Consider the following 12,829-nt stretch of genomic DNA (forward strand, 5'->3'; position numbering starts at 1 on the left):
GACGGTCGGCCGCACCGCCGGGTGAGCACGGCCGGCCGGACACCTGATCCTAGGGGCAGGCGGGAGCGAGGTGGTGGGCGGCACAGTGGTCGAGCAGGGCCGCGAGTGCCAGGTGACCGTCCCGTTCGGCCGCGGCGATCCGGGTCTGCGGCAGCGCTCGCTGCCACCACTCACCGGAGGCGACCTCGGCCGCCGCGCGCAGCTCCACCAGCGCGCGCGAGAGCCCTTCCCGGGCCACCGGGACGGACCCGCCCGCCACCGCGCCCGAGGACACGGCCGACCGGGCCGCGTCGGTGGCCGCGACGAGCGCGACCAGGGCGACGTCCAGGCGGCCGGCGGTACGACGGTTGGTGACCAGGAAGCACGCGGCGAGGCCGAGCACGGCACCGACGCAGGTGTCCAGCCAGCGATCGGCCACCAGCGTCCTGGCCGGCTGGTAGCCGACGAACTCCGTCATCAGCAGCGCCATCGGGGTCACGAAGGTGCTCGCCAGCCAGTAACTGCGGGCGATCGTCGCCTCCGCGCAGAACTGGCAGGCCAGGCCGAGCAGGATCAGCGCCGGCTCGCCCGAGCGGGAGACCGGCAGCAGCGCGGTGAAGAGGACCAGGCCGAGCAGGTTGCCCAGCACCCGCTGGAGCGCGCGCGACCAGGACATCCCGGCGCTGGCCTGGAAGACCGAGGCCGCGGTGACCACCGCCCAGGCCGGGCGTCCGACGCCCAGTGCCAGCGACACCCACCCGGCGGCGGCACAGCCGACCGCCACCCGCAGGGCGATCGGGAGCAGCGGTGAGCCCGGACGCAGCGCGTCCCGGAACCGCGGGCCGTGACCGTGGCCGCGTCCCTGTCCCCGGGCGGCCGCCGACGCGTCGGCGGCCGCCGTTCCACGCAGTTCGGCGTCCTCCGCGGGGGTGAGGGGGACGGCCGGCAGCGGACCGTTCCGCCGCAGCTCGCGGGCCCAGTCGTCGTAGCGCGCGGCGGTTTCGGCGGACGCCGTCGAGAGCACGGCGGGCGAGGACGACGGGCACGCGACGGCGTCCGCCGCGCCCAGCGCGGACTCGCAGCGGACCAGCAGCCGCTCCAGACCAGCCAGCTCCCGGCGGCGCGCACCGGCGCGGCCGGAGGAGAGCGCCAGGGTGTGCCGAGCCGCGTTGACGGCGGCGGCCAGCGCCGTCCGGGTCGCCGGCCGCCGGGCGGGTTCGCCCCGCAGCAGCCGAGCGGCCGCGCACAGCGCGCGGGCCGTCACGATCCGTTCCGGACCGAGCGGGCGGACCAGCACCGGAGCCATGCAGACCAGCCAGGCGACCGCCGCACCGAGGGCGGCGAGCGCGACGTGGCCGGGCACCTGACCGAGGTGCTGCGGCACGAAGGCGCAGCTGGCGGTGGTGAAGGTCACGATGATGTTGCCGGGCGGGCCGATCCGGGCCGCGTCGCAGGCCGTCCTGTGCAGCGCGGCCAGGGCGGCGGCCACCGCGACCAGCCCGGCGGCGGAGTGGGTGAGCGAGGCCGCGGTGAGCGCGATCGCCGTACTGAGGACGGCGCCGAGGGTGACCCACCCGAGCGTGCGGGCCCGCGCCGGGTACGGGAGCCCGTGGCCGTAGAGCGCGCAGAGGGCGCCGGACGAGGTGTAGAGGGCGAGGTCGAGCCGGCCGAGCCCGAACAGGGTGAAGTCGAGCGCGGCGAGGGCGACGACCGCGCTGACGGCGGGCTTGTGCCAGATGTCCGCCGGCGCCCCCAGCCGCAGCGTGTGCCTCAGCGGCGGCAACGGGAACCGGCGGAGGCGGGGGTCGGTCGGGGCGGGATCTGACGGTGCGGCCATGCGAAAAGCTTAGCAACTAATTTACTCGTGAAATATATGCCCGCTCCGGGCCGGGTCGCTCGGCCGCGGGACGCCCGGCCCTGGGCCCGCCCGGACGGAGGGCCGCTCAGGCGTAGGACGCCGGCAGGGACGAGGAGGTGCTCGACGGGCGGGCGGCCGTGAGGGGGGCGCTCGCCAGCACGGAGCCGTCGTCCCCGACCAGCAGGACCCCGGTCACCGGGGCGGCGCCGGCCGGGTAGGCGACGCTCCAGTGGCCGTCGCCGCTGGACAGGTCGAAGGTGCCGACCGTGACGGTCGACCCGTCGGCGCGCTGGAGCCGGCACTTGACCGCGTGGCCCAGTGGTCCGCCGGTGTGCATCGACAGGTACATCCACGGCGAGTGCGAGGCGAAGACGAAGACCTGGCCCACCATGTGCCCGGCCATCCTGAACTGGGCCGTGAACATCCCGTGCCCGTCCGCGGAGGCGGGCGCGGAGGCCGCCGGGACGGGAGCCGGCCCGCTGGTGGAGTTGCCGATCGCCCAGCCGACCGCACCGGCCGCGAGGGCCGCCGCGGCGGCGGCCGCCGGGACGGCCAGCCGCAGCCGCGCCCCGGGGCGCCGGGCCGACCACCGCCGGCCCGCCTGCTCCCGTCGCGCCGACCGGGGCGACCGGGGCGACCGGGGCGACCGCCTGAGCCACCCGAACCGCGCACGCTCCGCGGACGGCACGGACGGCGCGGGCTGTTCCAGGCGCAGCCCGACCCGCTGGAGCACCCGGGACTCGAATCCGACCGGCGGCTCGCGGCCCGGGATCAGGTCGAGCAGCCCGTCACAGGCGAACGCCAGCCGGCGGACGTACTCGCGGCAGGCACCGCAGCGCTGCAGGTGGACCATCGCGCCGGCCCGTTCGCGCGCCAGCAGTATGCCGAGCGCGAGTTCCGCGCCGATCTCGTGGAGTTGCTGACAGGCGGGGCTGTCGGTTTCGGTCATGGCCGCCACCGTCCGGTGCCAGGGTGCTTGAACCATCCCCATGGCCGCTTCAGCGAAGGGCCGGTCCGGTCCGTTCCGTTGCGTACCTCTATTACGAACCACCCGTTCGGAAGGATTGCCGCGGCGGAGCACCGAACGCCGCGCCGCGCGGGAAGTCGGCCGCCGTCAGATTTCGTGACCCGCTCGGCAATCCCTGCGGGTGACTGATCCGTATGGGTTAAAGGGCACGGGAAAGGTTCGACTCCCGTGCGTCGACCGCGGGGATCCGCGGCCAACGAATCCGTCGGGCGTTCCCACCGCCCGACCGATGCGGAGAAGGGAGCCATGATGAGCGTCTTCCGCTCCTTCGGCGGCCGTACGCGGCGCAACTGCCGTCGCCACCACCGTCGTCACCACCGCTGGTAATCGCGAAGGGGAAGGCAAGGGGGAATCTCCCTGCCCACGGGGGCCGACGGCATGCCGTCGGCCCCACTTCCTGCCCGCGGGAAGCACTCCGGAAGCACTCCGGGGAGGAGACGACCGTCGTGGATCCCGTGCCGAGCGGAGCGGACGGGCCGAGCACTCCGCAGGTGGTGGCTCCGGCGCCGGTCGTCCCGGTCCGCGAGGCCTTCCGGCGCTTCTGGCCCTGGGTGCGCCCCGACGCGCCCTGGCTGCTGGCCGGCGCCGTCCTGCTGGTCGCCGGCACCTTCGGCGAGGTGGTGTCGGTCTGGCTGTTCAAGGACCTGATCGACGAGGTGCTGCTGCCCCGCCGTTTCGCGGACTTCTGGCCGCTCGCCCTGGCCATGGCCGGCGCCGCCGCGCTCGCCGCGTTGCTGGTGTTCGGCGGCAGCTACACCGCCACCCGGGTCGCCGAGCGGTACGTGCTGCGGCTGCGCACCTCCGTCGTCCGCCACCTGCACACCCTGCCGCCCGACACGCTGGAGCGCCGCCGGCACGGCGACGTGGTGTCCCGGCTCACCTCGGACATCTCCGCGATCGAGCAGATGGTCGCCTCCGGCCTGGTCGAGGGCGGCTCGGCGCTGCTCGGACTCCTGCTCTTCGCCTCGGCGGCGGTCTACCTGAGCTGGCCGCTCGCACTCGCGGCACTCGCGGTGGCACCGCTGTTCTGGGGCAGCGCGCGGTTCTTCGGCGGACGCATCCTGGACCGCGAGCGGGAGGCCCAGCGACGCACCGGCACCGTGACGGCCGCGCTGGAGGAGAGCCTGCGCAACTCGGTGGTCACCCGGACCTGCACCGCGGAGGAGCGTGACGTCGCGCGGGTGCGACGGGAGGGCGAGGCGCTGCTGCGCGCCGAACTCGCCACCGCGCGGCTGGCCGACCTCTATCCGCCGCTGCTCAACGTCCTGGAGGTGGTCGGCGGTCTGATCGTGGTCGGCGTCGGCGCGTTCGAGCTGGACCGCGGCGTGCTGAGCCTGGGCGGCCTGCTCGCCTTCGCCGCCTTCACGGCCCAGCTCTTCGAACCGGCCCAGCAGCTGGCCGGCCTGGCCGCGGTGGTCGGTGCGGGCGGTGCGGCGGCCGAGCGGGTACTGGAACTGCTGGACACCGAGACGCCGGTGCGCGAACGCCCCACCGCCCACCGGGCCCGGGCGGTCAAGGGCCGGCTGTGCTGCGAGGACGTCCGGGCCGGCTACCCGGACCGGGCCGGCCGCCCGGTGCTGGAGCACGTCAGCTTCGCCATCGGGCCCGGCCAGGTGCTGGCCGTGCTGGGGCCGAGCGGCTCGGGCAAGTCGACGCTGGCGAAGCTGCTGGTCCGTTTCCTCGACCCGGAGGCCGGCGCGGTCCGCCTCGACGGCGAGGACATCCGGGACCTCACGCTGGTCTCGCTGCGCCAGGCGGTGACCCTGCTCCCGCAGCAGGCGCCGCTCTTGCGCGGCACGATCCTCGACAACATCGCCTACGGCCGGCCGGACGCCTCGTGGGACGAGATCGAGCGGGCGGCGAAGGACGCCGACGCCCACGACTTCGTGACGGAACTCCCGCGCGGCTACCAGAGCGAGCTCGGGCTGGACGGCTTCCAGCTCTCCGGCGGCCAGCGGCAGCGGATCGCGATCGCCCGGGCGTTCCTGCGCGGCACCCCGGTCCTGGTGCTGGACGAGCCCACCGCGGGACTGGACGACGAGTCCGCCCAGCGGGTGATCGCCCCGCTACGGAACCTGATGGCCGGCCGCGCCACCGTGCTGATCACGCACGACCAGGCCTTCGCCCGCTCGGCCGACTTCGTCCTCACGCTGCCCGGCCCCCCGGCGGGCTCCTGACGGACGCACCCGCCGCCACGCTCCCCCACCTGCCCGGGGAGAGCCGCTCGACCTGGGCAGCCAGCGGCGCCGGCACCCCGGTCCGGGCGTCCCCGCCGACCTCGCGGACCAGCTGCGCGCCCCGTGGCGGGCGGCCCCGAGGAGTCGCCGCGCGGCAGCTGGAGCTGATCGCTCCGGTCGGACCACGGCTCGTCCGGCCCCCGTCCGGGCCCGGCTGCCGCGCGGGCAACAGCGGGTTAACCTGAGGCGCAGGCTGCGGTGCGCGCCGCACCCGCCGCAGCCATGACCCGACGCCCTTCGGAGGGTCGATGACCCGACGCCGTCCCGCCCGGCCCGCGAGCGCCGACGACCTGCTCACCGAACTCGGGCGGCTGACCGCCCAGGCCCTGGAGCGGGCGGAGCTGCAACGGGCCCGGGTGGAACTGGCCGAGGCGCTCCAACGCGAGCTGCTCCCCGGCGCGCTGCCCGAACTCCCGGGCCTGCGGACCGCGGCCCGCTACGCGCCCGCCCGGCACGGGCTGGCGATCGGCGGTGACTGGTACGACGGGTTCCGGCTTCCCGACGGGGCACTCGGCTTCTCGGTCGGCGACGTCCAGGGCCACGACGTCGAGGCGGCCGCGTTCATGGGTCAGATCCGGATCGGTCTGCGCGCGGTGGCCGCGACCGCCGCCGACCCGGGCGAGGTGCTGAGCCGCGCCAACGAACTGCTGATCTCGATGGACTGCACGCTCTTCGCGACCTGCAGCTTCCTCCGCTTCGACCCCTCGACCCGGGAGCTGGTGAAGGCGAGCGCCGGCCACGTGCCGGCGATCTGGGCCACCGCCGACGGCCGCAGCGGGGTCACCCAGGACGAGAGCGGTCCGCCGCTCGGCATCCTCCCCGGCGAGACCTACCCCACGGCCCGCCGCCGACTGCCGGCCGCGAGCGCGTACGTGCTGGTCACCGACGGTGTGGTGGAAGGTCCGTCGTTCCCGATCGAGGCGGGCCTGGAAGAGGTCGAGCGGGTGGTCCGGGCCGGGATGGGGGCCGGCCCCGCGGAGCTGGCCGCCGAGGTGATCAAGGTGGCCGACCTCACCGGCCACACCGACGACGCGGCCGTGCTGGTGCTCTGCCACGACGCCCCGGGCGGCGATGCCGGATGATCCGTGGCGTCCCGCGGGTCGCCGTGGCGGTGCTGGTGAACCTCGCCGTCGCCGCCTGCTACTTCGTGTCCGGGCGGCTCGGCCTGCTGGAGCGAGTGACCATCGGCGCCGCGGTGGTCACCCCGCTCTGGCCACCCACCGGAATCGCCCTGGCCTCGCTGCTCTTCCTCGGTCTGCGGGTCTGGCCGGGGATCGCGCTCGGCGCGCTGGCGGTGATCCTCACCATCAACCCGTTCAATCCCGCCTCCTGGGGCATCGTGGTGGGGAACACCCTCGCGCCGGTCGGCGCCTACCTGCTGCTGCGCCGGGTGGACTTCCGGGTCCGGCTGGACCGGCTGCGGGACGGCGCGGCCTTGGTGTTCCTGGGCGCCTTCACCGGGATGCTGATCAGCTCGACCATCGGCAACACCGTGTTGCTGCTCGACGGCGCACTGCCCCCGAGCGGGTTCTGGGCGGCCTGGTCCTCCTGGTGGACGGGCGACGCGATGGGCGTCCTGGTGGTCACTCCGCTGCTGCTGGCCCTCCGCACCGCGCGGCCGCCGTGGGACGGGGGTCCCCACCGCTGGGCCGAGCTCGCGCTCCTGCTGGGCGGCACCGCCGCCGTCACGCTGGTCACCAGCCGCAGCGCGCTGGAGCTGCTGTTCCTGGTGTTCCCGCTGCTCATCTGGGCCGCGCTGCGCTTCCAACTGCTCGGAGCCGCGCCCTGCGTACTGCTGGTCTCGGTGCTGACCGTGGTGGCGGCGACGGATCACAACGGCCCGTTCGCGCACCACGGGCTGCTCGGGGTGATGGTGACCCTGCAGGCCCTGAACGGCGCCGCGGCGCTCACCGGGCTGCTGCTCTCCGCGGTCATCGCCGAGCGGGAGAACACCCACCGGCGGATCGAGGAGGCGTGCCGGGGGCTGGCCCAGGTGGTCGCCCGACTCGCCCCGGGCGAGACCGAGCACCGCTGGCCGCCCTCGGGCGACGACGGGCTGCGCTGACCGCCACCGGCCGGCCGTACCGACGCGCCGCCCGGGCCCGGTGGCGCGACGATGGAACGGGCATCCGAGGTGAGGAGAGCGCGATGGTGTTCCAGGTCGAGGACATCAGGGAGTGGCGCGGCCACGACGTGGTGGACGCCGAGAACCGAAAGATCGGATCGCTGGAGGCCATCTACGTGGACACCAGCACGGACGAACCGGCTTTCGCCACCGTCATGATCGGACTGCTCAACAAGCGCCGTCTGGTGTTCGTGCCCCTCGACGGGGCGACGGTCGGGCCGGGCTACCTGAAGGTCCGCTACGCCCGCGGCCTGGTCAAGGAGGCGCCCTCGATCGGCACCGACGACATCCTGCCCGCGGACGAGGAGCCAGCGGTGTTCGCACACTACGGGCTCCCGTACGCGACCGGGGCCGGTGGCGAGCGCAAGCTGGCTCGCCCCTGAGCCGGTGTGCGGTCGGCGCTCCGCCGACTCGCTACCAGTAGTGACGCCGTCCGGCCACGGCGTGGCCGAGCGCGCCCAGCACCCACAGGACCAGCCCGATGGCCACCAGGATGATCCCGATGGTCCACAGGATCGCGAAGTGGGCGACGAATCCGATGATGAGCAGGATCACTCCAAGGATGATCACGATGACCTCCTGTCTCGGTCCCCGTTCGGGCGGTTGCCCGACATCGCGGCGGCCAAACCGCGCGGGGCGACGCGCTCACCGCGGCGGGTCGGCCGGTGCGGGGCCCAGCGTGGTCCGGCCGGGGGCGGCGCGGTGGACCAGGCCGGTGCGGTAGACGTCCAGGGCGGCCTCGGTACGGCCGGTGCGGCGCAGCAGGTCGCCGAGCAGACGGCAGAGATCGGCCAGGTCCCCTGCCGCGCCGGCCGGTTCGAGCAGGGTCAGCGCGGTGCGGTAGTGCTGCTCGGCGCCGGCGAGGTCGCCACGCTCCTCGGTGATCAGCCCGAGCAGCCGGTGCGCGCCGCCCGCGTGCACCGCGCCGCGGGCGACGGTGAGCTCACCGAGCAGCTGGGAGAGCAGCCGCTCGGCCTCGGCTCCGTGGCCGCGGCGGCGCAGCACGTCGGCGAGTTCGACGTCCAGCTGCGCGGTGTACAGGGTGGCACGCGGACGGGCGAGCAGTTCCCGCGCGGTCCGCAACTCCCGCTCGGCCTGGGCCACTTCACCGTCCTGGGCGCGCAGGTAGCCGCGCATCCAGTGGCAGTGGGCGAGTTCGCTGCGGATGCCGAGCTGCTGGTAGAGCTCCTGGGCCCGGGCCAGTGAGGCGTCCGCCTCCACCGCCCGCCCCTCGGCCAGCAGGGTGCGGGCGACGCCACGGTGCATCCGGGCGACCAGCGCCGGGTCGGCGACCTGCGGTGCGAGCGCCAGGGCCAGTTCGGCCGCCCGAGCCGCCCGGGCCTGGGCGCCCATGTCCATGTAGGGCGCGATGACCGTCGAGTAGAGCAGCAGCAGGGCGGCGGGGTCCGGCAGCCCCTCGGCGTTGAGCCGGTCGATCGTGCTCTCCAACAGGTAGCAGGAGTACCGTAGTTCGCCCGCGAGCAGGTGGGCCACCGCCCGGCCGCGCAGCGCGGGCACCCGCTGCGGGAGCGGGGCGTCGGCCAACTGGTCCTCGGCGGCCTGGAAGTGTTCGATCGCCCGGTCCAACTCACCGGTCTCCAGCGCGCAGTCGCCCAACCCCACGAGCGCGATGGCGTGTTCGGCCGGCAGGCCGAGCCGGTGCGCCTCGGCGGCCAGCGCCGCGTACCGCTCGGCCGCCTCGGCGCCGTCGCCCGCGCAGAGTGCCTGCCGGGCGTCGGTGAGCCGCAGTCGGAGGTCGGTGGCCAGATGCGCGGGCTGCCCGGTGGTCAACTCCTGGAAGCTGACGCCGAGCCGGTCGGCGAGGTAGCGCAGCGCGGTCTCGGAGGGGCGGACCCGCCCGGCCTCCAGGGTGGAGATGTAGGCGGCGGTGTAGGCGGGTTCGGCCAACGCCCGCTGGGTCAGGCCGCGTTCGGTGCGCAGCCGGAGCACCCGCCGGCCGATCACCTGACGGTCGTCGTCCGGCTCGTCGGGTTCCTGTCGTCTCGCCCGCTTCGCCACGATGCTCCTCACCCTCCGCCGTCCGCTCCCGGGGTCGTCCCAGGGTATTGCGTGGCCCGATCCGGCACAGCTACGTTAAGCCGCAAGGTAAGTGAAGTTATGTCACGGATCAACCCGGTGTCGAGCAGCATCGCCTCGTACCGGCCACCGCTCCTGCCGCCCCCACCGGATGGGAACCGTCCATGCGCATATCCCGCACGCTCCTCGCCGGCGCCACCGCGCTGACCGCAACCCTCGGTCTGCTCTGCGCGAGCCCGGCCGCCCGGGCCGCCACGCCCAACACCCCGACCCCGCACGTCGCACCGGCGCCGCTGCCCGACCTGCTGCCCTCGGCCCAGGCCCCCGCCGCCGCCGGTTCGGGGCCGGTCTGCTGGTTCGGCGCCTGCTACGACTACGTCTCGGGACGGCAGCTCACCGACGTGTCCGGCGCGAGCATCCGGATGCTCCAGGCCGAGCCGCGGATCAAGCCGGGCGACACCGAGTCGCACTCACTGCAGGAGCTGGCCCTGCAGTCCGCCGACCAGAAGTCCACCGTGGAGATCGGCTGGACCGTCGACCTGGGCCTCAACGGCGACACCCGCCCGCACCTGTTCGTCTACCACTGGGTGAACGGCGCCGAGAGCTGCTACAACGGCTGCGGCTTCGTCCAGGTCTCCCGCACCGTCAAGCCCGGCATGGCCGTTCGGCCCGGGACGGCGGCCGGGTTCGCGATCGAGAACCTGGCCGGCGACTGGTGGGCCTTCTACGACGGACAGGCCGTCGGCTACTTCCCCGGCGCGCTCTGGCAGGGCGGCTACACCCGGGCCCAGCTGGTCACCGCGTTCGGCGAGGTGGCCCACGCCACCGGCAGCACCTGCGAGCAGATGGGCGACGGCCGGGACGGCACCCGGCACGGCTCCTCCTGGATCGGCGACTTCCGGCTGACCGGCTCGACCGACACCCCCGCCCTGACCGTCACCGCCACCAGCCCGAACCTGTACGACGCGGGCCGGCTGACCCGGACGTCGTTCCGACTCGGCGGCCCGGGCAGCGGACCCTGCTGACGCTGCCCCACCGACGACTTCGGTGGACCGCCCCGCCGCCGGTCCGTCCGCGCGTGGACCGGCCGCGGGGCGTCCGGGCCGGTCGGACATCAGGTCGCGCGCGGCGGGCGGGTTCGGCTCACGCCGGGCGGTTCGGTGCGCTCCCGGCGGCGATCAGGGCGTCGATGCCGGCCATCGCGATGTCCAGGGCCGCCTCGAACTGCCGATCCCGGCCCGCGGCCACGCCACCCTCGACGCTGGCCCTGACCAGGTCCTCGTTCTCGACGAAGCGGGGATCGACCCGCTCGACGATGCCGTGGACGACCCGGTTGAACTCGTCCTCGCCCAGTCCGGAGGCCCGCACCCGCAGCGACCACTGCGATTCCAACATGGCGAAGCCGTAGGCGAAGTTGAAGAGCAGCGCCAGCGCCCCGGCGAGCTGGTCCCCGGAGAGCCCGCTGCGGGTCGCCGCACCGATGGCGCTGCTGGAGAAGACCAGCGAGTTGGGCCCGATCGCCAGGAACTGCGCGGCCAACTGCGCGGCCCACGGGTGGTGTTGGAAACAGTGCCGGTACTCGTGGGCCAGCGCGCGCAGATGCCGCCGCCAGTCGCCGTGGTCCTCCAGCGGCTCGACCCGCATCTCACCGAGCACCTCGTCGAGCGCGAGTTCCAGCAGCCCGTCCTTGGTGTCGACGTACCAGTAGACCGACATCGCGGTGACGTCGAGTTCCGCCGCCAGCTTGCGCATGGAGAACGCCTGGACGCCCTCGGCGTCGAGCAGGGCCACCGCCGCGCGGACGATCCGGTCCCGGCTCAGGCCGGTGGGGGCGCTGCCCCGCCCGCGTCCCTTGGGCGGGGCCACCCAGATGCTGCCGCCGGGGTCGCGGGGCTTGTCCACGATGCTCTTCCTTCTGTTCTCGCCGCACGGCCGGGAAGGACCGGCCGTGCAGCGATGGTAGGGGTGCGGTCAGCCTTCCTGTGTGACCGGCTCACCCTGCTGAGCAGCGGGTACGGGCTGCGCCGTGCCCGCCCGGCTCAGCAGCCAGGCGGCCAGGAACCCGCCGAGCAGCACGGCGACGGCTCCGATCAGCTGGCTGGTGGTGAGGCTGTCCGCGAAGGCGGAGCGCACCTGGTGGGCGGCGGACGGCCCGGCGGCGGCGAGCGCCTCGGGCAGCGAGCGGGCCGCCGAGTCGGGCAGTCCGGCGGGCAGCGACCCGGCGAACCCGGCGGTGAGCACCGCGCCCAGCACGGCGACGCCGAGCGAGTTGCCGAACTCGCTGAGCGTGCCCATCAGACCGGAGCCGATGCCGGCCTTCTCCGGCGGTATCGACGTCATGATCGCGCCGGCCATGGCGGGCTGCGCGCAGGCCACCCCCGCGCCCATCAGCACCAGGCCGAGCAGGATCCCCGGGTAGGAGCCGTCGCGCCCGAACTCGGCGATCGCGGCCAGGCCGGCCGCGAGCAGGGTCAGGCCGCTCGCGATGGCGATCGGCGGGCTGAGTTTCATGGTGAGGCGCATGCCCACGCCGGTGAGGTTGAGCGCGATGACGGTGAGGGCCATCGGCGCGGTGCGCAGGCCGGCCGAGAGCGGACCGTAGCCGAGCACGAACTGCAGGTGCTGGGTGAGCAGGAAGAGTGAGCCGCCCATGCCGAAGCTGACCAGCACGCCGCCGGAGATCGCGCCGCGGAACCGGGCGTTGCGGAAGAACGCCAGGTCCAGCAGCGGGTGTTCGATCCGGCGCTCCCACAGCACGAAGGCCAGCAGGAACAGCAGGCCGAGCCCGCCGGCGACCAGGGTGCGTGAGCCGGTCCAGCCCGTGCCGGGGCCCTGGATGATCGCGTACACCACGCCGACCAGCCCGGCCGTGGAGAGCACCGCGCCGAGCAGGTCGGGCCGGTCGCCGCGCGGGTCCTTGGACTCGGGAACCAGCCAGGCGACGGCGATCAGGCCGAGGGCGGCCACCGGCAGGTTCACCAGGAAGACGGAGCCCCACCAGAAGTGCTCGATCAGCACCCCGCCGATCACCGGTCCGAGCGCGACGCCCACCGAGGCGATGGCGGTCCAGATGGTGATGGCTTTGGGCTGCTCGTCCGCGTCGAAGGTGCGCACGATGATGGCGAGGCTGGTGGCCAGCAGCAGGCTGCCACCCACGCCCATGCCCGCGCGCGCCGCGATCAGCTCCCCCGGGTTGCCGGCCAGCGCGGCGCCGAGCGACCCGACCCCGAACAGCGCGAGCCCGAGCAGCTGCACCTTCTTGCGCCCGTACCGGTCGGCGAGGCCGCCGGCGGCGATCAACAGCCCGGCCTGGGCCAGCGAGTAGGCGCCGATCACCCACTGGGTCTGCGCGGTGGTGGCGCCCAGCTCCCGGGTGAGGGAGGGAACGGCGACGTTGAGGATGGTGTTGTCGAGCACCACGACGAGTTGGGCAAGGCAGATGACGGCGAGAATCAGCCATCGGTCCGCCCGGCGCTCGGCCTGGGACATGCCCGCTCCCCCTTCTTGTACGGCGTATATGTCTTCTACAACGTATAGGGAGAGGCCGGCCGAGGTCGAACGAATTA

Annotated in this window: 11 protein-coding genes; 5 read left to right on the top strand and 6 right to left on the bottom strand. The window is 74.3% G+C overall.

The annotated features are described in order from the left end of the window. Positions 1-49: 49 nt before the first annotated feature. Positions 50-1,816, bottom strand: coding sequence for an FUSC family protein (locus tag ACIGXM_RS33790; protein ID WP_396567758.1), 1,767 nt, complete (start codon positions 1,814-1,816; stop codon positions 50-52). A 106-nt stretch (positions 1,817-1,922) separates the two neighbouring features. Continuing rightward, positions 1,923-2,786 (bottom strand): hypothetical protein, encoded by an 864-nt coding sequence (locus ACIGXM_RS33795; RefSeq protein WP_396567760.1) that lies wholly within the window; start codon positions 2,784-2,786, stop codon positions 1,923-1,925. Between the two features lie 524 nt (positions 2,787-3,310). On the opposite strand from ACIGXM_RS33795, the gene ACIGXM_RS33800 reads away from it, so the two are divergent. The 4 genes from ACIGXM_RS33800 to ACIGXM_RS33815 all read left to right on the top strand — a co-directional run bounded on the left by ACIGXM_RS33800 (position 3,311) and on the right by ACIGXM_RS33815 (position 7,609). After that, positions 3,311-5,041, top strand: coding sequence for an ABC transporter ATP-binding protein (locus ACIGXM_RS33800; protein ID WP_396567762.1), 1,731 nt, complete (start codon positions 3,311-3,313; stop codon positions 5,039-5,041). 308 nt (positions 5,042-5,349) lie between these two features. Next, the gene (locus tag ACIGXM_RS33805; protein ID WP_396567764.1) at positions 5,350-6,183 is read left to right on the top strand and encodes a PP2C family protein-serine/threonine phosphatase; all 834 of its coding nucleotides are present in this window, start codon (positions 5,350-5,352) and stop codon (positions 6,181-6,183) included. Next, on the top strand, positions 6,180-7,166 hold the full coding sequence (locus tag ACIGXM_RS33810) for an MASE1 domain-containing protein (protein WP_396567766.1): 987 nt from the start codon (positions 6,180-6,182) through the stop codon (positions 7,164-7,166). Before ACIGXM_RS33805 ends, ACIGXM_RS33810 begins: the two co-directional genes overlap by 4 nt. An 86-nt stretch (positions 7,167-7,252) precedes the next feature. Further along, complete coding sequence (locus tag ACIGXM_RS33815; protein ID WP_396567822.1) at positions 7,253-7,609, top strand: PRC-barrel domain-containing protein; 357 nt, start codon at positions 7,253-7,255, stop codon at positions 7,607-7,609. A gap of 31 nt (positions 7,610-7,640) precedes the next feature. On the opposite strand, the gene ACIGXM_RS33820 is transcribed toward ACIGXM_RS33815, so the two are convergent. Together ACIGXM_RS33820 and ACIGXM_RS33825 are read right to left on the bottom strand one after the other, a co-directional pair. Then, complete coding sequence (locus ACIGXM_RS33820; RefSeq protein ID WP_396567768.1) at positions 7,641-7,796, bottom strand: DUF6131 family protein; 156 nt, start codon at positions 7,794-7,796, stop codon at positions 7,641-7,643. 75 nt (positions 7,797-7,871) lie between these two features. Beyond that, complete coding sequence (locus ACIGXM_RS33825; RefSeq protein WP_396567770.1) at positions 7,872-9,245, bottom strand: tetratricopeptide repeat protein; 1,374 nt, start codon at positions 9,243-9,245, stop codon at positions 7,872-7,874. 182 nt (positions 9,246-9,427) lie between these two features. On the opposite strand from ACIGXM_RS33825, the gene ACIGXM_RS33830 reads away from it, so the two are divergent. Continuing rightward, on the top strand, positions 9,428-10,288 hold the full coding sequence (locus ACIGXM_RS33830) for a neprosin family prolyl endopeptidase (RefSeq protein WP_396567772.1): 861 nt from the start codon (positions 9,428-9,430) through the stop codon (positions 10,286-10,288). 118 nt (positions 10,289-10,406) lie between these two features. Here ACIGXM_RS33830 and ACIGXM_RS33835 read toward each other — a convergent pair whose 3' ends face one another. Both ACIGXM_RS33835 and ACIGXM_RS33840 read right to left on the bottom strand, forming a co-directional pair. Beyond that, positions 10,407-11,165 carry a TetR/AcrR family transcriptional regulator gene (locus tag ACIGXM_RS33835; RefSeq protein WP_396567774.1) on the bottom strand — a complete coding sequence of 253 codons (759 nt, stop codon included), beginning with the start codon at positions 11,163-11,165 and terminating at the stop codon, positions 10,407-10,409. Positions 11,166-11,234: 69 nt separating this feature from the next. After that, positions 11,235-12,752: an MFS transporter gene (locus tag ACIGXM_RS33840; RefSeq protein WP_396567776.1), complete on the bottom strand. Its 1,518-nt coding sequence runs from the start codon at positions 12,750-12,752 to the stop codon at positions 11,235-11,237. Positions 12,753-12,829 lie beyond the last annotated feature (77 nt).

It is taken from the genome of Kitasatospora sp. NPDC052896, from assembly GCF_044547075.1.
GTDB lineage: Bacteria > Actinomycetota > Actinomycetes > Streptomycetales > Streptomycetaceae > Kitasatospora.

Excerpts from the sequence above, each read along its gene's own strand:
- ACIGXM_RS33790 (WP_396567758.1), bottom strand. The coding sequence starts at position 1,816 with ATGGCCGCACCGTCAGATCCCGCCCCGACCGACCCCCGCCTCCGCCGG.
- ACIGXM_RS33795 (WP_396567760.1), bottom strand. The coding sequence starts at position 2,786 with ATGACCGAAACCGACAGCCCCGCCTGTCAGCAACTCCACGAGATCGGC.
- ACIGXM_RS33805 (WP_396567764.1), top strand. The coding sequence starts at position 5,350 with ATGACCCGACGCCGTCCCGCCCGGCCCGCGAGCGCCGACGACCTGCTC.
- ACIGXM_RS33810 (WP_396567766.1), top strand. The coding sequence starts at position 6,180 with ATGATCCGTGGCGTCCCGCGGGTCGCCGTGGCGGTGCTGGTGAACCTC.
- ACIGXM_RS33830 (WP_396567772.1), top strand. The coding sequence starts at position 9,428 with ATGCGCATATCCCGCACGCTCCTCGCCGGCGCCACCGCGCTGACCGCA.
- ACIGXM_RS33840 (WP_396567776.1), bottom strand. The coding sequence starts at position 12,752 with ATGTCCCAGGCCGAGCGCCGGGCGGACCGATGGCTGATTCTCGCCGTC.